Origin of the sequence: Pleomorphochaeta sp. DL1XJH-081 (assembly GCF_049310885.1) — a bacterium.
Classification (GTDB): domain Bacteria; phylum Spirochaetota; class Spirochaetia; order Sphaerochaetales; family Sphaerochaetaceae; genus CAYZJV01.
Genome location: NZ_JBMDYO010000003.1, coordinates 108,997 through 129,187, shown reverse-complemented (window position 1 = coordinate 129,187; position 20,191 = coordinate 108,997). Strand labels below are relative to the sequence as shown.

Annotated in this window: 20 protein-coding genes; 8 read left to right on the top strand and 12 right to left on the bottom strand. The window is 45.4% G+C overall.

Annotated elements, in window-relative coordinates:
- Positions 1–39: 39 nt before the first annotated feature.
- Positions 40–1,005, bottom strand: a complete 966-nt coding sequence (locus ACODJP_RS07165) for a DUF1848 domain-containing protein (RefSeq protein ID WP_422479976.1) — start codon at positions 1,003–1,005, stop codon at positions 40–42.
- Positions 1,006–1,123: 118 nt separating this feature from the next.
- Here ACODJP_RS07165 and aspS point away from each other — a divergent pair, with 118 nt between their 5' ends.
- From aspS to ACODJP_RS07145, 4 genes are read left to right on the top strand one after another with little or no spacing between them, the layout of a single operon-like run.
- Positions 1,124–2,911, top strand: coding sequence for an aspartate--tRNA ligase (gene aspS, locus ACODJP_RS07160; RefSeq protein ID WP_422479975.1), 1,788 nt, complete (start codon positions 1,124–1,126; stop codon positions 2,909–2,911).
- Positions 2,908–4,173 (top strand): NAD(P)/FAD-dependent oxidoreductase, encoded by a 1,266-nt coding sequence (locus ACODJP_RS07155; protein WP_422479973.1) that lies wholly within the window; start codon positions 2,908–2,910, stop codon positions 4,171–4,173. Before aspS ends, ACODJP_RS07155 begins: the two co-directional genes overlap by 4 nt.
- A 52-nt stretch (positions 4,174–4,225) precedes the next feature.
- Positions 4,226–4,621 carry an OsmC family protein gene (locus ACODJP_RS07150; RefSeq protein ID WP_422479971.1) on the top strand — a complete coding sequence of 132 codons (396 nt, stop codon included), beginning with the start codon at positions 4,226–4,228 and terminating at the stop codon, positions 4,619–4,621.
- A gap of 26 nt (positions 4,622–4,647) precedes the next feature.
- Positions 4,648–5,232 carry a hypothetical protein gene (locus ACODJP_RS07145; RefSeq protein WP_422479969.1) on the top strand — a complete coding sequence of 195 codons (585 nt, stop codon included), beginning with the start codon at positions 4,648–4,650 and terminating at the stop codon, positions 5,230–5,232.
- On the opposite strand, the gene ACODJP_RS07140 is transcribed toward ACODJP_RS07145, so the two are convergent.
- Positions 5,198–5,926: a DUF6062 family protein gene (locus tag ACODJP_RS07140; RefSeq protein ID WP_422479967.1), complete on the bottom strand. Its 729-nt coding sequence runs from the start codon at positions 5,924–5,926 to the stop codon at positions 5,198–5,200. The genes ACODJP_RS07145 and ACODJP_RS07140 overlap by 35 nt on opposite strands.
- Positions 5,923–6,582, bottom strand: a complete 660-nt coding sequence (locus tag ACODJP_RS07135) for a class II aldolase/adducin family protein (protein ID WP_422479965.1) — start codon at positions 6,580–6,582, stop codon at positions 5,923–5,925. Before ACODJP_RS07135 ends, ACODJP_RS07140 begins: the two co-directional genes overlap by 4 nt.
- Positions 6,583–6,704: 122 nt before the next feature.
- On the opposite strand from ACODJP_RS07135, the gene ACODJP_RS07130 reads away from it, so the two are divergent.
- On the top strand, positions 6,705–8,465 hold the full coding sequence (locus ACODJP_RS07130) for a proline--tRNA ligase (RefSeq protein ID WP_422479963.1): 1,761 nt from the start codon (positions 6,705–6,707) through the stop codon (positions 8,463–8,465).
- A gap of 80 nt (positions 8,466–8,545) precedes the next feature.
- Here the strand turns inward: ACODJP_RS07130 and ACODJP_RS07125 are convergent, their stop codons facing one another.
- The gene (locus tag ACODJP_RS07125) at positions 8,546–9,052 is read right to left on the bottom strand and encodes an ankyrin repeat domain-containing protein (RefSeq protein WP_422479961.1); all 507 of its coding nucleotides are present in this window, start codon (positions 9,050–9,052) and stop codon (positions 8,546–8,548) included.
- Positions 9,053–9,179: 127 nt separating this feature from the next.
- On the opposite strand from ACODJP_RS07125, the gene ACODJP_RS07120 reads away from it, so the two are divergent.
- Positions 9,180–10,262 (top strand): adenosine deaminase, encoded by a 1,083-nt coding sequence (locus ACODJP_RS07120; RefSeq protein WP_422479959.1) that lies wholly within the window; start codon positions 9,180–9,182, stop codon positions 10,260–10,262.
- Between the two features lie 6 nt (positions 10,263–10,268).
- Here the strand turns inward: ACODJP_RS07120 and ACODJP_RS07115 are convergent, their stop codons facing one another.
- Positions 10,269–11,018 carry a rhomboid family intramembrane serine protease gene (locus ACODJP_RS07115; RefSeq protein WP_422479957.1) on the bottom strand — a complete coding sequence of 250 codons (750 nt, stop codon included), beginning with the start codon at positions 11,016–11,018 and terminating at the stop codon, positions 10,269–10,271.
- 241 nt (positions 11,019–11,259) lie between these two features.
- Between ACODJP_RS07115 and ACODJP_RS07110 the strand changes: the two genes are divergently transcribed.
- Positions 11,260–11,865, top strand: a complete 606-nt coding sequence (locus ACODJP_RS07110; RefSeq protein ID WP_422479955.1) for an SAM-dependent methyltransferase — start codon at positions 11,260–11,262, stop codon at positions 11,863–11,865.
- Between the two features lie 24 nt (positions 11,866–11,889).
- Here the strand turns inward: ACODJP_RS07110 and ACODJP_RS07105 are convergent, their stop codons facing one another.
- Positions 11,890–12,738: a mechanosensitive ion channel family protein gene (locus ACODJP_RS07105; RefSeq protein ID WP_422479953.1), complete on the bottom strand. Its 849-nt coding sequence runs from the start codon at positions 12,736–12,738 to the stop codon at positions 11,890–11,892.
- 145 nt (positions 12,739–12,883) lie between these two features.
- Complete coding sequence (gene htpG / locus ACODJP_RS07100; RefSeq protein ID WP_422479951.1) at positions 12,884–14,749, bottom strand: molecular chaperone HtpG; 1,866 nt, start codon at positions 14,747–14,749, stop codon at positions 12,884–12,886.
- 103 nt (positions 14,750–14,852) lie between these two features.
- Here htpG and ACODJP_RS07095 point away from each other — a divergent pair, with 103 nt between their 5' ends.
- Complete coding sequence (locus tag ACODJP_RS07095) at positions 14,853–16,013, top strand: ROK family transcriptional regulator (RefSeq protein WP_422479949.1); 1,161 nt, start codon at positions 14,853–14,855, stop codon at positions 16,011–16,013.
- Between the two features lie 190 nt (positions 16,014–16,203).
- On the opposite strand, the gene ACODJP_RS07090 is transcribed toward ACODJP_RS07095, so the two are convergent.
- The 5 genes from ACODJP_RS07090 to ACODJP_RS07070 form a co-directional block, all read right to left on the bottom strand.
- Entirely contained in the window at positions 16,204–16,758 is a 555-nt protein-coding gene (locus ACODJP_RS07090; RefSeq protein WP_422479947.1) for a hypothetical protein, read from the bottom strand.
- 71 nt (positions 16,759–16,829) lie between these two features.
- On the bottom strand, positions 16,830–17,354 hold the full coding sequence (locus ACODJP_RS07085; protein ID WP_422479945.1) for a hypothetical protein: 525 nt from the start codon (positions 17,352–17,354) through the stop codon (positions 16,830–16,832).
- Between the two features lie 330 nt (positions 17,355–17,684).
- Positions 17,685–18,206 carry a hypothetical protein gene (locus ACODJP_RS07080; RefSeq protein ID WP_422479943.1) on the bottom strand — a complete coding sequence of 174 codons (522 nt, stop codon included), beginning with the start codon at positions 18,204–18,206 and terminating at the stop codon, positions 17,685–17,687.
- A gap of 423 nt (positions 18,207–18,629) precedes the next feature.
- Positions 18,630–19,184, bottom strand: coding sequence for a hypothetical protein (locus ACODJP_RS07075; RefSeq protein WP_422479941.1), 555 nt, complete (start codon positions 19,182–19,184; stop codon positions 18,630–18,632).
- Between the two features lie 385 nt (positions 19,185–19,569).
- Complete coding sequence (locus ACODJP_RS07070) at positions 19,570–20,157, bottom strand: flavodoxin family protein (protein ID WP_422479939.1); 588 nt, start codon at positions 20,155–20,157, stop codon at positions 19,570–19,572.
- Positions 20,158–20,191 lie beyond the last annotated feature (34 nt).

Here is a 20,191-nt window from a genome sequence, read left to right as displayed (position 1 = left end):
AAACAGGCTTTCGTTCCCTACCCTCGCTTCGTTTGGAAATTACTTTCCATCAGCTCCAAATAACGAGAGTTGCTGACGCTTGTCCACGGGACTCATATCTTGGAGCGTATCCCCCTCTTCCCTTCCTCCCACCAGAAATTCAGAAGTACTCCGAGCCTTGGCATAATTAGCATGGACAAGCTTCTCATTATGGTTTGCATAGCAGTATCGGCAAAGATTCAGGCAAGTATTGTAGGTACCGATATCGACGCTGGGAGCACAACGGCAATCCGGACGTTGGTTCTTATCCCTCTTCCCACCTAATGCCAACCCACTGATTCTCTCAATCAATTGAGAATCGATACATGCCCCATGTGAGATTCCCAAGTAATCGAAATCAAAATTTTCCGCACAGGTTTGCGTAGCCATTCCATTGGTATTGCATTGTGTAACGATGTGGGCAGCAATACTATGTGCCGTAGTATCTTCCAGAGGTTCGACTTCAAGAGTACCCATACGATCCCTGATATGGCCATAGTGATCCAAAAAACTGAAGACACACCTCTTTGTATACCCTTTCAAACGAGAGGCCATATGGGAAAACAGTTCTACATGATAGCCTAAAGGATAGGTTCTATTCATAAAGATGGGGTCATACCGCCAAATAATACGCTCAGGGCCGATTCTATCTGCAATACGTCTGAGACAATCAATGGATTCGCCAATTGGTGGAACACGTGGTTCAACATCATCACCATAGGCGGTAATGGTATAGTGGATATAGAAGGAATATCGCTCCAAATACGGCACATACTCCATCATAGGTTTAAAGTTTTTTGTCCAAAAGACGATACACGCTAGTGCGTCTGGGGCAAGATCCACTCTCCTCACCTGGTGGTAGTCTCTTACATTGCGTACCAAAACAAAACCTTCCCTCAATCGTTGGAGAAACCAGGAGGCATAATAATTAGGGATATCGGTACGTCGGCTTGCGCTTATCACCACAGGTTGCGATTGTGGTATCATTTCAAGCTCCTCTCTCTCCATCTTCCGTTACCATAGGCAATTCGTCAAGACTATGCATTGTTATACTTTAGTAAGATTCCCAATTGAAACACCTTAGTCTACATGGTATATTGCGCCCATGGAATACAAGCAAAGGACCGTCACATGCGGTCAGTTAAGAAAATCGGACGAGGGCAAGCATGTTGTCCTCAACGGGTGGGTCCACCGCGACAGAAACCATGGAGGCATCCACTTCATAAACCTACGTGACCGCTATGGAATCACACAAGTGGTCGTAGGAGAGTCTGCCGACCAATCGGTCCGTGGAATTGCCGATCGTCTACACGTCGAATATTGTATTGCGGTAGAAGGAATCGTCCATGCTAGACCAGATTCGATGGTAAACCCCGATATGCCAACTGGAGAGGTAGAGGTTGAAGTAACCGGATTGCAGATACTCAGCAGTTGTGAGCCTGTCCCCTTCATGATAGATGACGAGAGTGATGCTAAGGAAGATACCCGTCTTCGTTACCGTTACCTCGATCTTCGTTCTGGTGGCATGCAACGGCGTATCAAACTTCGACATGATTTTGTACGAGCTATTCGAGAGTTTCTCAGTGATCGCGATTTCTATGAAATCGAGACCCCTACGCTCATGAGATCCACACCGGAAGGGGCTCGTGACTTTCTGGTTCCCTCAAGACTCTATCCTGGCAAATTCTATGCCCTACCGCAGAGTCCCCAATTACTCAAGCAAATACTCATGGTAAGTGGATTCGACAAGTACTTCCAAATTGCCCGCTGTTACCGTGACGAAGATGCCCGTGGTGACCGTCAGCTCGAATTTACCCAACTTGATATGGAAATGAGTTTTGTAAAGCGTGACGATGTATTGGAAATCATGGAAGAGTTGTTCGGCTATGTTTTCAAGAAAGTCATGGATGTAGAACTTCCAGCGAAATTCACTCGCTTGAGCTGGTACGATGCCATGAATACCTATGGAGTGGACAAACCCGACCTCCGATATGATTTGCCCCTTGTGGATGTCGATGATATCGCTCGATCGAGCTCTTTCGGTACTTTCAAGACCGTCCTGGAATCGGGAGGTTGTGTGAAAGCGATAAAGGCTCCTTCATCCGAAGGTGTAGCCTACTCAAGAAAGTACATCACAGCTTTGGAAGAAGCTGCCAAAATCTATGGTGCGAAAGGCTTGGCATGGATGAAGGTGGGTGCCGGAAATTCACTCGAAGGTGGTGTCTCCAAGTTCTTTGATGGTCTCCAGTCCAAGTTGCTTGACCGGATGGGTGCACAAGAGGGTGATATGATCCTCTTTGTTGCTGACCAGTGGAAGAAGACTTGCAACTCCTTAGGTGCGGTACGCATTAAACTGGCGAAAGACCTTGGATTGATTGATCCAAAGGCATTCGCCTTCTGTTGGATTATCGATTTCCCATTGTTCGAGTATAATGAAGAACGAGGTCATTGGGAGGCTGCACACCATATGTTCAGCATGCCGCAGTCACAGTATCTCGATACTTTGGAGTCCGACCCCGGTAGCGTGAAGGGAGATTTGTACGATCTCGTCCTCAATGGTTATGAGGTCGCCTCCGGTTCGATAAGAATCCATGATGTCGAATTGCAAAAACGAATCTTCCGAATCTGCAATATCCCCGACGAACAGGCTGAAGAGCGGTTCGGGTTCCTCTTGAACGCCTTCCGATATGGACCACCACCACATGGCGGTATTGCTCCCGGGATTGACAGAATGGTTATGATCATGGCTGGAGAAACTTCAATTAAAGAGGTCATTGCCTTCCCGAAAAATACCGCGGCGGTCTCTCCTATGGACGAATCGCCCTCTTACGTGGACCAAAATCAGCTTGACGACCTCCACCTGATCATTAAGCAACCGAAGAAGGCTGAGTGAAAGAAAAGGGAATTGCAATAGTCGGCGGAGGCCCTGCAGGGCTTTTCGCCGCATTGCATGCATCCCTAGCGGCGAAAGAGCTCGGAATCTTTTGCCAAATCACCATATTCGAACGCAATGAAAGGCTGGGAATCAAGCTTCTATCCACCGGGGGAAACCAATGCAATATCACGCGAAATGCTACCGTTGAACACATGCTTGATCACTATGGGGAACATGGGAAATTTCTTCGCCATGCACTGCATGAACTTTCTCCGGATAAAACCATGGCGTTTTTCGAACAGATGGGCTTACCTCTCGTAATACGTGAGGATAATAAGGTCTTTCCTGCCAGTTTCAAAGCAAGGGACGTCCTAGGGATTCTCCTTACACGCTGTACGGATGCCGGTATCACATTCCACACAAACCGAAGAATCACTTCTGTCCAACATGAGCAGGGTATGTTCCAACTCTATAGTGAAGAGATTCTTGTCGATACGGTCAATGAGCTCATCATTTCTACTGGAGGAAAATCCTATCCGCGTACCGGTTCGACTGGAGATGGTTACACCTTGGCAAAATCCTTGGGACATAGCATTATCACTCCAAAACCGGCCTTGTGCGCTGTTGCTGTAGAAAATTCTTCAATAGGGAACTGTAGTGGTATTTCAATCGATAATGTCGGCCTTTCCATCAACTGGGGTGCTGGAAAGAGACGATATTTCCAAGGTCCTTTACTTGTTACCCACACGGGTCTCTCCGGTCCATTGATACTTGATTGTGCACGCTATCTCTCTTCTGGCGATACTATTGAGATATGCTGGGTACCCCATTCGACAGGTAAGGTAAGAACTCAACGTCAGATGGAAGACGAACTGCTTTCCCTATGCAATAGGAGTGGATCTCTCCAAGTCGCAACGATAATCCATAGGATGGGGCTACCTACAAAATTCGTACACTGGTTGCTCCAAGAGGCGAATATTGATGGAGACAGAAAAGCTGCCGAGGTCGGACGTAAGGTGATTTCCCCACTTGCCAAGCTACTTGCTGGTCAGGAATTCACTATATCTCTCAAAGGAGCTTTTCCACAGGCGATGGTTACAGCTGGCGGTGTTGCTTTGGAAGAGATTGATCCCAAAACCATGCAGTCGAAAATCATCAAAGGTCTCTACTTCGCTGGTGAAGTCGTGGATATCGATGGAGACACGGGAGGCTATAATCTCCAAGCCGCCTGGTCTACTGGAGCATTGGCTGGAAACTCGGCCATACGGCACTTTACGTGAATGATAAGATTGGTTATCTTCTAGTGACAAAGCCTTATAGAGGAGAACAAAGATGGGACAAAGGATACATATCGAATCACGGTTCGCGCAGACAGATGGCAAACTTATAACCGATTCTGGAGCAACGGTTGATCTTGGTCCAGCCGATAGTGCTTTCGCCCCGTATGAACTGCTGCTAGGTGGTCTCTCGTATTGTCTGTTCAGCACCTTCGTATCGATTGCTGAGAAAATGCAACTGGCTTATAAGGGCGTAGATATGCAGGTAACTGGCGTTAAACGTGATGAAAAGGTGGCGACCTTGAAGACTTGTACGATAGAGGCTAAGGCGAAGGGTGTCCAAGACCAAGAGAAATTCAAGAAAGCCTTTGAGATTTCTACACGGTATTGCTCGGTATTCCAGACTATCAGCAAAGTAGCCGATATGGAGTGGAACATCGAATTTGCTTGAGTGCAAATCCATGCTACAATGAACCGATGAATATCCATGAAGATGAACGCTATGGCATGATCCGCCTCTTTGAGACCCATATCCATGCATTGTCGCTCTTGGTGGAACAGGACTCGTCGCTCTTTTCATGGAGAAGAAACCGCATGGCAGTCTGCCATCGTCTAGCAAGGCATTTGGAGCAGGGACTCCACGACAGCTTCAATCTCCAACAGAGAAATCGATACTTTGTAGATTTATGTGCTCCGATTATGGAAGATACGCATGCCATGATTCCAGATATCGTAGTCCACGACCGTGATCAGCAAGAACCCCAAAGGCTTATGGCTATTGTCTGCCGGGAGGGATATCTGTCTGAACAGGAGTTGCTGGATCTCCACGAGTTGAAGACTAAAGGTAACTGTGAACTCACTCTTGGAATGGCTTTCCTTCCAAACAAAGAGTACATTCTCATATATCGTGCCGATGAGACCACGATAGATTACTATCACTTTTTCCGAACGGAAAAACATTGCCAGCTCTTTAAGAGGAGACAAGTAAGCGAGGTATCGGCAGATAGAAGTCAATTGAAATTGGATATTAAGAGCCGGAAACGATCCTACCCTCACCAATAAGCTTCCTGACTAATCGTTTATGGGCATCTTCGCAGCCATTCCATGGCGAATTGGTGTGCTCAGCTTTGTATTTCTGCGTCATCCACCACACGTCGTCCTCCACCCTTTTAAGGTTGTCTAAGACCAATTGTGTCAACTCAGTAGCGAATGTATGGTGCTTGTCAGGTTCGAGAAATGTTTGAGCAACTGCCAACAAGGTCTCCATATGATGAAGACAAACTCCCTTGCTATTCAACAACTCCTTCCTGAATTCCGCATCGTCCTCCCAGAGGAAGACAGTGGTATTGGCATAACGGACTAAACGTCTTTCCATACCCAAGCAGATGAGACAACCCTGCTCTCGCTTATGGATGGCTTCGAGCAGCTGATCAACCGAGAGGGTGGTCTTCTTTCCAGGCTTAGCCTTGGTGATTCTCTTTACAGCAGGATCCAAGATATTCTCTGTCTGCTGCAGATACGTATGGCCGATCAGTGCCAGTGATTGCGGTTTCCCAGCGTCTGCTAACGCTTCCCAATGATGGGGACAAAATCCGAGTTCATTAACCTTTACCCGTGTCTCAGGATGCATCACAGAACTTCCCAGATAGTAGGAAACTACATCGACTTCCGCTTCACGCATAAGAGAACATATGAAACATTCGCCGTTATTATGTATGCTATCCCAAACAGGGATTGTCTCCAATTCTATCCTCATATCCCTCTCTTCATTCTCATGAGTTCTTCACAACGATCTTCATCCAGAGCACTGGTCTCCCAGCCTACTTTGGTAGAGGCAAGAGTCTCAGTAATGAAGGTCATCTTGGCACTATTTTCTAAGACCTCGATCAAATCGAAGGCTTCCAAAAGAGTTTTTCCTACCGTGAGCACACCATGGTTTTCCATAAGAACTACATTGGCATGTTCAAGTGAAGTTGCGACTGTCTTGGCGAGGTCCACAGTCCCCATTCGTGCATATGGTGCGAAAGCAGGCTCTTCAATGAGAAACCAGGATTCTGCGAGAAGTCTCGTGTTGATAGGACGCTTCATCGCAGTAAAAGCAGAGGCATAGCAAGGATGGGCATGAACGACAGCCTGCATATCCGGCCTTGTCAACAAAACCTGTCTATGCATTTCCGATTCTATACTCAAAGGAAGGTCGGGAGTAAGGTTCTCTCCATCCATGGTAACAATAGCAATCTTATCCCCAACTAAATTCGCTTTATCGAGTTTTGAGGGTGTTATACAGAAAAGATTGTCGGAAAGGCGAAGGCTGATATTTCCTCCGCTCGTAGTTGTCAGTCGACATGTATATAGCCTCCCCATAAGATCTGCTACAGCCTGCCGCTCGGATGCAAAACGTTTGATATCCATGTTTTCCTCCCTCTTACACTGTACCGGTTTTCACAGGGAAAGAGAAGTCCATCCCGTTGAGCAGCACTGGTCATTCTGCTACAATAGCGCCTGGCGGTCTACCGTCGATAAGGAGTTACAGCATGAGAATGTCACAGGTCTTTTCCCGCACGCTCAGAGAGGTTCCCGCTGGAGCTGAGAGTTTGGGCTACGGATATTTGGTTCGCGCAGGATTCATCCAGCAACTAGGAGCTGGTATCTTCTCCTTGCTTCCTTTCGGGTTACGTTCTATCCGCAAGATTGAAAATATCATACGGGACGAGATGGACAAAATCGGTGGTCAGGAAATTCAAATGCCGGTCGTGAATCCAGCCGATATTTGGAAAGAGACTGGTAGATACTACAGCATCGATAAGGAAATGAGCCGATTCGAAGACCGCGTAGGACGGGATATGGTATTGGCCATGACACATGAGGAGTGTGTTACCGATATCGCCCGGTTTGAGATTGATTCCTATAAACGACTCCCCCAACTCGTTTACCAACTACAGACAAAATGGAGGGACGATCCCCGTCCCCGAGCTGGTCTTATCAGGGTACGGGAATTCACGATGAAGGATTCCTATAGCTTTGATCGCGACCACGAAGGATTGGTAAAACAATATAAAGCCCACTATAGTGCCTACTTCAGGATCTTCGATCGCTGTGCCCTACCCACTATTGCGGTAGGATCCGATTCCGGAATGATGGGGGGAAAGGTCGCCCATGAGTATATGTACCTCTCCCCTGTCGGAGAAGATACCATCATCACCTGTTCCCATTGCGGTTATACAGCTAACAGACAGGTTGCAGTATTCGAAAAATCATGCCATGCAGACCAACAGCTCCCTGTGGAGGAGGTACTTACTCCTAATTGTGCATCGATTGAAGATCTGGCAAACTTCCTTTCAATCCCGACCAAGAAAACCGCGAAGGCGCTGTTCATGATGGGAACATTTGTGGATGACACATCAGGAGAGGAGACCCAGAAACTCATCATAGGGGTAATCAGGGGAGACATGGAGATTGAAGAGAATAAACTTCAGAATGCAGTAAAGGCAAATGCTTTACGTCCTGCTCACATTGAAGAGATCAAAGCCGCCAAGATGGAACCAGGGTTCGGTAGTCCTATCGGATGCGCTGAAGGAACTATTGTAGTAGTAGATGACTCGGTAGCCAATTCCTCCAATCTGGTGGCGGGGGCAAACAAAGTGGATTATCATTTGCTGAATACTAATTTTGGCCGGGATTATACGGGAGAGGTTGCCGACATCGCCTCTGCGTCCGCGGGGTATGCTTGTGCAACCTGTGGCCATCCTCTCCAACAGAGTAAGGGTATCGAGGTTGGTAATATTTTCCAGCTCGGCACGCGGTACTCAGAAGCGATGGGATGTATGTATCAAGATGAAGCTGGAGTACGCAAACCGGTAATCATGGGATCATATGGAATTGGCGTAGGTCGTCTGTTGGCATGTCTTGCCGAGGAGTACCATGATGATGGGGGACTGCAGCTACCAATTACCACAGCCCCTTACCAAGTACACCTCGTCTCCTTGGTCAAGGATACCGAAATCGCCGAAGAGATCTATAAAAATCTTGAAGCTGAGAATATTGAAGTGATCTTTGATGATCGCAAAGAGTCTGCCGGTGTCAAATTCGCTGATGCAGACCTAATTGGTATTCCCATACGCCTTACACTGGGCAACAGATCGCTTAAGGAGGGGAAAGTAGAGGTCAAACTTCGTGCAAAACCGGATGAAAGTCTCTCCTTCCCTCTAGAAAGTCTGGTCTCGGATGTAAAAGAGCTCATTGTCTCAATGGAAGAGGATATTCGTTCTTCCATGCAACATAGGGAGCTGAACTGAAGGAACCAGAGTATAGCCTTTTTGTCGCCCAAAGCCTAAAAATGCGTGGTATGGGAATCACTCGGAGCAAATTGCTGGTACTATCTTGCGCCTGCCTGCTTGAGAATCTTCACTACATAAGCACGTTTGGACATACGAGCATAGTCGAGGGCAGAGCGATCCTGGTAGTCGCGTGAATTTACATCACTACCGGCACGTATGAGTGCAGATATCACCTTCGTGTCATTGCCACTATTAACAGCCATCACGAGAGCGGTTTCACCTAAGTAGTTCACATCATGGATATCCGAACCTGCTTCCACTAAAGCTTCAATTACCTTTGCACTAGGATTGTGGTTTGCCGCCAACTGTAGTGCAGTGGATTTATATTGGGGTTCCCTGGCAAAAATATCGGCTCCCGCCTTCACCAGTACTTTAATAACTTTCTCATTAGAATTGAATAAGGCTGCTCTCATGAGAGGGGTGAGTCCAAAGGAATCGGTGGCATTGACATCCGCGCCTTGTTGCAACAATTTCTCTACGAGATCAGCGTTCTTGGTACTATCGGCCGCAGTTAGCAATTTTTCTTGGAGTTTCTCTTGATCCATCGTCATACCTCCTCGGTAATTTAAAACCATTTTAACTATCTCCAAAATCTGAGCAAGAGTAAAGGGGCGAAATACCAGGTATTGCAAATTTGTTGCCCAAGACTGCTTACCATAGTACTATCATGATATGTTGAATAAAGAACAAATCAAGAAACTTCCCAAGGTGGAATTGCATGATCATCTGGATGGTGGACTACGTCCCCAAACCATCATAGAGTTGGCAACGACGTATAATGTGCCACTACCAAGTAAAGATCCCGATGCTTTGGCAGAATGGTTTGCCCGTGGCTGTGTTCAGAAAAGCCTACCCCTCTATTTGGAGACGTTCGATGTTACGGTTGCTGTTCTCCAAACACCAGAGGCTCTTCGTCGGGTGGCTATTGAAGCAGTAGAAGATCTTGCCTCCGACGGTGTGGTATATGCTGAAATCCGCTTCGCACCTATCCTTCACACTGCAAAGGGAATGAGCATGGAATCTGTCGTCGAATCCGTTCTTGATGGAATGGACGAAGGCAAACGGAGAACCGGAATGTCATTCGGAACTATCCTATGCTCCCTACGTAACCAAGATCCGGCCATCTCTCTCGAGGTCGCCAAATTGGCGGTTGCCTACCGCACACGGGGAGTGGTAGGTTTTGATCTCGCCGGTGATGAAAGTGGCCATCCTCCCAAGAAGCATCTTGAGGCATTCCAATACATCCGGAACCAAAACTTCAATATCACTATCCATGCAGGGGAAGGATTTGGATTGGAATCGATTTGGCAGGCGATCCAAGTATGCGGAGCACACCGAATCGGACATGGAACGAGGCTTATAGACGATATGGCTATCAATGGAATTACGATTGAGAAGATGGGCTCACTTGCCCATTTTATACAGGATCGCAGGATTCCGCTGGAGATGTGCTTAAGCAGCAACGTGGGAACCGGTGCAGCTTCAGATTTTCCAAGTCACCCATTCAACATCCTATTCCGAAACAACTATCGAGTTTTCTTGAGTGTCGACAATCGACTAATGAGCAATACCACGCTTTCCAAAGAGATGGAGATCGCCTCTCAGTATTATGATTTGACAATCGCAGATCTGGAGAAGATTACTTTGAATGCCATGAAGTCTGCATTCATACATCATAATGATAAAATAAGAATCATATTCGATGTAATTAAGAAGGGGTATGCACAACTACGCTCCGAGTGGGACTTGGCTTAATAAGAATCAACGGCTACGTTTCCACTCTTCAATAGGATTGATTCGTAGGCGGACAATAAAGTACAGGTATGCGAAGCCGAATCCCGCTAGATGGGTAAGATGTGCCACTCCTCGTGTGCTCCCGAACACTTGGTTGAACATCTCTATAGCTGCATAAAGAACGACCATAACCGGAGCCCGCATGGGGAAAATTCCGAAAATGAAGATTCTTGCATAGGGATAGAGAACAGCAAACGCCAAGAGGACTGCATAGATAGCGCCAGAGGCTCCCACGAGTATTACATTCGTCCCAGCCGCTACATAAGAGATGAGACTGAAAATTCCTGATAATGTTCCGGTAAGGAGATAGAAGAGGAGAAACTCCCGACTTCCGATTCTTCTTTCTACTGGCATTCCGAACATGAACAATCCCAGCATATTGAAAAGGATATGTGTGAAGTCTGCATGGACGAACATATAAGTGAAAACCTGCCAGTACCAGTGGCGATAGACAATATATGAGGGAACCATTGCAAGATAGCCATACAGTCGTGGCATGAGCATGGTCATAAAGAAGACTACTGCATTGATGATGATGAGGGTAAGAGCTACATTGTTATATGAATAACGGAACTTCTTGTTCAGCATGGTATATTTCATAGCAGAAAAATAGCTATCGAAAAGAGTTTCGTCAATTGTGCAACAGTTGCACGAACAATTGTAGGTGTGATTATTTTTCACACCTTTTTGCTCCATTTCTTCATACAATCCACCCATGACAATTCTCCATTGAGGTGGAAATACTGGCTTTTTTATCATAGAATCATCGTTTTCTCTAGATTTATCGTGAAAAAGAAAAAGTTGGCACGGTCAATGCATGTATTTGAATACAGAGCAACAGTTTTTTCATACCTCCTTTAGTGTGATTTTCCTTGGAGGCCAGCGGAATTCTCTCCCCACCCCAACAACCCTCCCGCTGGCCTCCTCCTTTTTCCCTATTCATGATACAATCCTCCCTATGGCAAAGAGTAGACGAGATACAGCCGACTTTTACACATTGAAGGCCCGGAAAGAGGGCTACCCTGCCCGTTCGGTCTACAAGTTGGAAGAGATCCAAAAGTCTCATACACTAATCCGACCAGGGGACACGGTATTGGATGTCGGAGCCGCTCCTGGCAGCTGGACTCTCTACACTCACCGTAACCTAATAAAGGGCAATGGAACTATTGTCTCTGTAGATTTGAATCCTTTGGGACTACACCCCGTCCCACCAACGGTGGTGTCCTATGTGGGGGATGCCTTCAGTGCAGAGATTCGAGAGAAATTGGTTTCCCATGGTCCATATGATGCCATCATCAGCGATGCGGCACCAATGACAACCGGCAATCGTTCGGTAGATACATCACGTAGCGAATGGCTCGCCGAAAGTGTTCTTAGTTTGGCTGAGGAGCATCTTAAGGTGCATGGTAATCTGGTAATCAAGATTTTCCAAGGTGGGGGAGAAGCCGAAATTCTCAAACGTATGAGACTTCTTTTCAAGAAAGCGAAACCCTTCAAACCAAAAGCAAGCCGATCCGACTCCTTCGAGATTTTCCTCGTTGGTTTGGACCGGCTATCCGAGTAGTGTCTACAACCTAATCCAAGCTATCTATGCCTGCTTGGCATCGGGTGTGTGTACATCGATTTGAGGAAAAGGAATCTCCAGCCCAGCATCCCGGAATTTTTCCAACACCTCTTGCTGGAACCTGAAGTAGACAGTCCAGTAATCACCGGGCTTCGTCCATGGTCGGACGACCAAGTCAACCGATGAGTCGTTAAGCTTAATCACCTCAATCATCGGTTTGGGTTCAGGCAATACCTCTGGATAACTGTTGATGATATCCCATAGGATTTCCTTTGCCTTGTTCACATCACTGTCATAAGCAATCGAGGCACCTAACTCAACCCGTCGTGTTTCGGTGAAGGAGTAGTTGGTGATAGCATTTCCCCATATGAGCTTGTTCGCCATAATGACCCGTTTGTTATCGGGGGTGGCGAGTGTTACACTCATCATATCCATATCTCGGACTGATCCACTAATAGAGCCGATTTCGACATAGTCTCCGATTCGGAAGGGAGAATTCAATGCAATCATTACTCCAGCAAGTAGATTGCCCAATGTCTCTTGAAAAGCAAAACCAAGAATGAAACCGGTGACACCGAGACCAGCTATGATAGGAGCAAGATTTACACCTATTTGGCCAAGGATTACAACGAGCAAGAGTATCCATGCCACGGCTGCAACAATCTTCAGGATCAGTTTCTGCATAAGCTCATTGAGTTTCTTGCTTTTCCCCATCGATTTAGTAAGCCATTTCTTCAGAAGAGAGATCAAAATCTTTCCCACAATGAGGATGAGCAATATTCCCACGATTTGGAAAACAATTCCCACGGCCTCTTCATTGAACCAGAGTAAGAGAGAATCCCATAGTGATCGGATTTCAGTTTGTGTTTCCATGTTCAGTCCTCCAGATGAATTTCAATTTTGTAGTACTTTCACTTTGTAAATAATAAACGCATCTCAAGTTTGGAGCAACCCGAGAAACAAAGTACCCAACAATAAAAAATAGGGGGCCGAAGCCCCCAATATCCAAGTGTAAAAATTAGCGTGACAGCAGAGTATTCAATCTCTTTACGAATTCTGCTGGATTCTTCAGCATGACCCCTTCATTAATCAAAGCTTGGTCAAGGAGTACCTGAGAGAGATCAGAGACGTACGCTTCATCATCCGAATCGGCGATTTTCTTCACCACAGGGCTATCCACATTGATCTCCAGAATGGGAGTACTTTCAGGCATATTCGTTTGACCCATGGACTTCAGAATCTGTTGCATCTGGACCGACATATCATCATCATCGACAACCACTACTGCGGGGGCATCGACAAGACGAGTGGAAACGACTACATCCTTAACCCGTTCGCCGAGAGCTTTCTTTATCTTTTTAACGACATCCTTACCCTCTTTCTTTTTCTTCTTCGATTCATCCTTGTCCAACTCGTCCACTGCTCCAGACTTGTTGATTGCCTTAAGTGGCATCTCAGCATAGGTTCCGATGGATGGAACCACGATATCATCGATATCGTCAGTCATGAGAAGCACTTCAATACCTTTCTTCTTATATCCTTCAAGAAGCGGAGACCTTCTAATAGTGTCCTCGTTTCCACCAGCAAGGTAATAGATGGCTTTCTGGTCATCGGACATTCTCTCTTTATAGGCAGCAAGACTGGTGTATCCTTCCACATCGGTGCTCTTGAAACGAACCAGTTCCAAGAGTGATTCCCTGTTCGCATAGTCACTGTAAAGGCCTTCTTTGAGCGGTCGATTGAACTCTTGTGCAATTTTGGTATAGAGCTCTGGATTCTGCTCCGCCACTTTCTTCAGTTCACTGAGGATCTTCTTCACCGATGCGTTTCGGATATTGCTCATGATCCGATTCTGCTGAAGAATCTCCCGGCTTACATTCAATGGGAGGTCTTCACTGTCGATGACACCACGGACAAACCGAAGATAGGTCGGGAGAAGCTCCTTTTCATCATCGGTAATATAGACCCGTTTTACATACAGTTTGACACCCGGTTTATAGTCGGCATTGAAGAGATCGAACGGCGCTTTCGCAGGAATATAGAAGAGTGTAGTGTAGTTGTTGACACCCTCTGCCTGCGTGTGGATGTACAATAGGGGATCTTCGGTATCATATGAGGTATTCTTATAAAATTCATTATAATCATCGGCAGTAAGCTCACTCTTGCTTCGTCTCCAAAGAGCAGCTGCACTATTTACCTTCTCGACCTTATGTTCGGTTCCCTTTTTCTTTCCCTTGTCATCATATTCATCCTGATCGTATTCCAGATAAATTGGGAAGGCAATATGGTCAGAATACCTTTTTATCAGTCGCTCCAAGGTCCATCGGTTGGCATATTCATGACCCTCTTCATTCAGATAGAGGGTAATGGTGGTTCCCTGGGTATCTCGTTCTGCCTCTTCTAAAGTGAATGATCCTTTTCCAGTGGAGGACCATTTCCATGCCTCTTCAGATCCTGCCTTTTTACTGGTCACTTCAACCTTCTCGGCTACCATGAAACTACTGTAGAACCCAACACCGAATTGACCGATGAGGTTTGAGTCTTTCTTCTGGTCCTCGGTAAGATTCTTCAGGAATTTCTTGGTTCCTGAGCGGGCGATTGTTCCCAAATCATCGGCAAGATCATCGTGTCCCATACCGACTCCGTTGTCTTTCACCACAAGGATCTTCTGCTTTTCATCATCGGTAAATGAAATATCGATACGGGGATCGAACTTTAGATCCTTGAAAGCGGGATCTACCAATGTAAGGTACTTGAGCTTATCCAAGGCATCGGATGCATTGCTCACCAGTTCCCTGAGAAAGATCTCCTTATGTGAATAGAGCGAGTGGATGATGAGGTGTAATAGTTCAGACACCTCGGTCTTGAATTTCTTTTGTTCCATGAGTTCCTCCGAATCGTGTTTATACCAGAGATAAGATAGTGAAATTATTGCCTATCGGCAATGTTCTCATTAACATTTACCCTATTCTGGGCTATGCTGAATCATGCGATTCACCCAACCCACCGCTGCACGACAACTCAACCGTCTCAGGATCCTCAACATCCTTGCCCAACATGAAGGTCTCAGTCGTGCCGATGTCTCACGTCTCCTTGGCTTGAACAAGGTAAGTACTGGCGAGATAGTCGATGCCTTGCTCTCAGAAGGTATGGTTCAAGAGACTGGTACCAGGTCTACAGCCGCAGGGAGACGCCCCATGTCTCTCGCCTTGCAGAAAGAGAGGAAAATGGTTCTCGCCATAGATATAGGGACACGTAATACCTCGATTGCGCTTGTGAATCTCAGTGGGGAGATGCTCAGATTCGAGCGATTCCCTACAGCGAAGGAACCGTCTCCTGAGGAGTTAGCGGCATCGATCATACAAGCCTCATCCAAGTTTCTATCCAGAATGAAAGATCCCAAGGCAGTCAGCGGTCTCGCTATCTCTATTACCGGTATAGTCGAGCCAGCAACGGGTACGGTGCTTCAAGTGTCTGACTGGAAGTGGAAATCTGTACCTTTGTCCTACGCACTGAAAAAACATCTTCCTTTTCCGGTCTTGGTTGAGAACAATGTCCGCAGTATGATCATGGGTGAGCGATGGTTCGCTGATATCGATTCCGATACTTCCTATTTCTATGTGAATTGGGGAGAGCATATCGGAGCCGCTTGGCTCTCTGATGGAAAGATCACCTCCCAAGATTGTCAATTCGGTCATATTCCGATAGGACAATCGGGACATTGTCGCTGTGGTGCCATCGGATGCCTGGAGACCCAGGCGGCAGGTTGGGCTTTGGTTGAACCCTATCCTGAAGTCACTTCTGTAAAACAACTGTGTTCTATGGCTGATAACGATAGTGCTATTGACGGCGAACTGTTGCATGCAGCAGAGTCTTTGGCACAAGGCCTGATCTTCGCATCTGCGCTATTCAGACCAGATAAGATTATCATAGGAGGAGGCATCTCAGCTCTTCCTGAGCGTTACTTTACCACGCTGCTAAGAACCTTCGAAAGAAGAGCTGCTTCGATAATACAAGAGAAGACTTCGATCGAGCGATCAACTTTAGGTGAACGTTCAGGCATCTTGGGAATAGCTGCCATGGGCTTGGATGAATTCATCTTCAAACGCTCTCTTCTCGATCAGCTAAAACATCATCAGGGAGCCTAAAAATACAAAAAACCGCCTCCCCGTTGAGGGGAAAGCGGCACCTCCTTCAGAGCATAAGGAGCGACCTTATGTCCATGCATTCCTAGGCAGCTTCCGCCCTGCCCAAGAGCAACCACAAGTCTGATTATGGCATGGAATTGTCTAGTTGAAAAGTATTATTTTTCAGTAATAATTTACCTATTGGAATACCCTAATCCGTTTCCAACGAAACGGTAATATAGGCGATATAATCGGCCGAAGCAGCGGCTTCTAATGCAGTGTTCAACCCTTCATCAGTAAGCCTAGCACTGAATACCCGGGTAATAGTACTAAGACTATCCGTAGCACTCACAGATATAGCCGTTACACTATTGTTGGGCTTTTCTGTACGTACTGTCTCAGTCTCTTCTCTCTCAAGAATAACAAACGAAATCTGATCGTCAATTTCTTCATTGGTATTTTGGATGGGCTCATACTCGTAGCGGATAGTATAGTTGGTGAGGGTTGTGGGAGGATTGTCGACACGTAACGTCCACTGTCCGATATCAACACCATCTCCAGTAGGCAGCAGCTCTTCGGTAGTGAGCAGGTTGAATGATTCTTCTGTCAATGTGGAGACACTGAAATAAAGCCCGGCTTCAATAAAACCACGGAATACAATCTGCCCAGTTCCAACCGTCTGGGGAACAACCTCTTCTGCAGCAATCGACATGGGAGCAATTAAAACTATGAGTAGTACGAGTATGATTGCCAAATAATGTTTCATAATATGCTCCCTCTATAGCCTATGTATGACAAAGCACCCCGAAGGGTGCCGTGCCTTTGGAGACAATAATGTTAGTTCGTTTCTATCGTAATTGTGACAGTATCCTGGTAACTTCCTTCAGGAGCACCTATTGCCGTGGTAAGACCAGTATTTGTCAATCTGAATCCAATGTTACGCCCAACAGTAGTCGTTCCGGCTGTTGTGGTAATCCCAGTGGTAGCAAGATCACTTTTTTGAGCTCCACCAGTTGTTGCTCCAGCTGCATACTCCAGAAGTACATACTCAATTGAAGTGGTATTCAAATCCAACGTGCCATAATCATATGTAATAGTATATGCATTGGCAGCTTGGTTAGTTGATGTCAGGTCCCAATTACCAATCACATACCCGGCCCCTGCAGGAGCTACTATCGCAGAAAGCAAATCAACATTACTACTATCGGTTTGTGTTACGGTGAATTCAATTGCTCCTGGTGGAATTTCACCATATACAACCAAACTTCCAGTATCTGTATCACCTGTAGTGCCGGTAAGTTCTGCAAAAAGAACGCCACCAACAAAAAGTATTGCAATAAATAAAACCAATGTTTTTTTCATATACGTACCCTCTCTTCAGCCTAGGCTGTACATACAATCTAGTACTGGTTGTTACTTATGTCAAGTGATGATTATATTTTTTTGTAATTATTTTTAATAATTTTAATTATTTATTTTAATTACATATATTTTATAATTTTATATAATATCATACATGCGCCATCATATGACATCTGCACTATCTTTAATATATTACTTTTGAAAATTTATCTATCCCTCAAGTACTTTTAACAGACGAAGCCTTCTATTCCTATGACAAAAGTTTGCTGATTTTGCCTAGATATAAGCATATGTGATGTATTTTTTTAAAGAATTTTTCAACAGGAAGTCTTATTCAGCTTGGAGAGTAAAAGAAATTGTTGTCCTATAGTTTGAGCTGGGGGGGTAGGTGTTGGTATCAGTTCTCTTGATGAAGACAGACCCAGAATTGTCTTCACTCTGATAAATTCCACCAGTTCTTACTAGAGGATAAAACTCTCCTCCCGAGACAATCGTCTCTATACCGTTGTGCACAATATAAGGAATAGAGACGCCAGTTATTTCAGGATCGACAAATGGGGTGTATTCAATAATGAGTTCAAGGTTTGCGCTACTATTGGAGGATGCTGCCCAAGTACCGACCTCAACTCCATTACCGATTGCATCGTACAAAATATCACCTGAATCCAAGGGAATAGCATCCCCCGATCCTGGAGCCGCCCCCAATAACTGGGTTATACCAAGTAATGATTTTGGTGCTACAACACCACTGAGATTAAGCGAAGTCGTTCCCAGCGTGCCTGTTTCCGCAAAGAGGAATGAGCATATCAGCAAGAAAAGGATAACAAGAATTACCGTACGCCTAATTATCATGCCCAAAGTGTACTTACCGCAATAACTTGTGTCAACAGTTAGTTATCTGCGGCTCAAATGGACTTCTCAAGTCTACAAATTACTTAGGTGCTCTGGGTCCAAAGCAACATCCTCGATACTTCTGGGTATGCATAGAATCTCTATCACGCAAGTTTCAAGAATACTGTATTTCAAAGATTGAAAGGGTGTCATTCTCTAAAATTCTCGTTTTTCATCCGAGCTCTCTCAGGTTTCTGTAAATAGGATTTCAATTTTGATATTGTTTCTTATCTCCCACACCTCACGATGTGATATCAACAATTCGTTATCGGGTTCGTCCACACCTACACCCCTTAGGATTTTCACCCAAGAATGATGACATACCCGTCATACAAAGAAAGTGCCCTGCATAGGACACTTTCTTTCAATTTCTTTGTTCACTGCTTAGAGTGCAGTCACACTAAATGTAATATCTGTTTTATAATCTTCTGCCGCTGCATATTCGGTAGATTCTTGGCCAGTTGCTATTTTAACGTATACACTTCCGTTATTCTCATTAGAAGTAGTTAAGAACGCACCATTGTTACCTGTCCTAGCAAAGTCGTCATAGGTAATAGTCGAGGCAGAAAATGTAGAAGTAGTTGAAGCTGCATTTTCAAATGCGACTTCGTATGGGATTGTATAGTCGCCATTAGCTGCAGAAGTGAAAACACCGTCAAAAGTAATCTCAACCGAAGGAGCTGCATCTCCTGTGGTACTAAAAAAACTCCATGTCGCTACTGACACACCTGTCGATCCCCTAAAAGTACTTCCAACATCCAAGGATATTTCATTTCCCTCTTCACCTTCAAGCTGATCAACAGTAAAAGTTGTCTTACTAGCATTAGTTGCATTCAAAGTCAATTCATTACTAGAACCAAGATCACCCGAGTATGTAGTCGCACCAAACACCACACCGGCAACAAGAAGTACCAACAAGATTGCAATAGCCTTTTTCATTTTATAACTCCTATCTTGACTTCAACGTCATTTTATTCATTTTTGTTTCCACCATTTCCAGTGGATGTCCATACATTACTATCACCTTCAACTTATGTCAATAGATTAACAAAATATTTTAGAAAAAATTACACAAAATTTTATAATATTTTATAATTTACTATATTATATTGTTTTATTATTTTTCAACTCATCCCATCTTGTGACATTTTAGGGCCTTTTTACCTAAATCTTCTTACATTAACGCTCACTAACGCTTTAACTTTAAAGCATTTTATACCTAAAAAGTTGTTGCTTATGTCAAATGATTGGGCAAACCTCTGACACATCCACAAAGAGAAACCCGGCTTCCGCCGGGCCCCTTCTAGCGCGTTCCTATTGTTTTCTACTGAAGGTACCCTGCGAGGGTATCAGCATAAGCTGTTAAAACATCTCCCAACTGACTTGATGGTCGTATGGCGTTTTCCTTACCTGCAAGGTGTACGATTCCGCTCACCGGCTGGTTTGCCCATTCCAGAGTATCGTGGATCCCCAAAGGAATATGAACCATCCCCATGGTCTGTGCATAGTGAACCATGGAATCCAAGCAGAAGGCTCCTTCACAGATACTATGCGTACAGCTGGTGAAACAGGCAAAGAATTTTCCTCCTAACTCCCTACTCTCCATGAGTGAGTACGTGGAATCCATGAAAGTCTTCATCTCGGCAGAGACATTTCCGAAAGTCGTAGGGCAACCCATTATGACCATCCTACTCTTGAGTAACGTAGATTCATTGGCTACAGGCAAAGCCTGGATATCTTCATAAAAATCATTGGCTGTATCGGCCTTGTTAGCCCAGATGTGCAAATCCGGATCTTCCACTCGATACAAACGAGCATCGACATTGCGCTGTGTGAGCAACTCCTGAAGATAGGTCGCAATGATGTAGCTGTTACCGTTGACGCTGTGGACTATGATGGAACATCTATTCATGAAAAGCCTCCTCCTGATGGTATAGCACCATGCT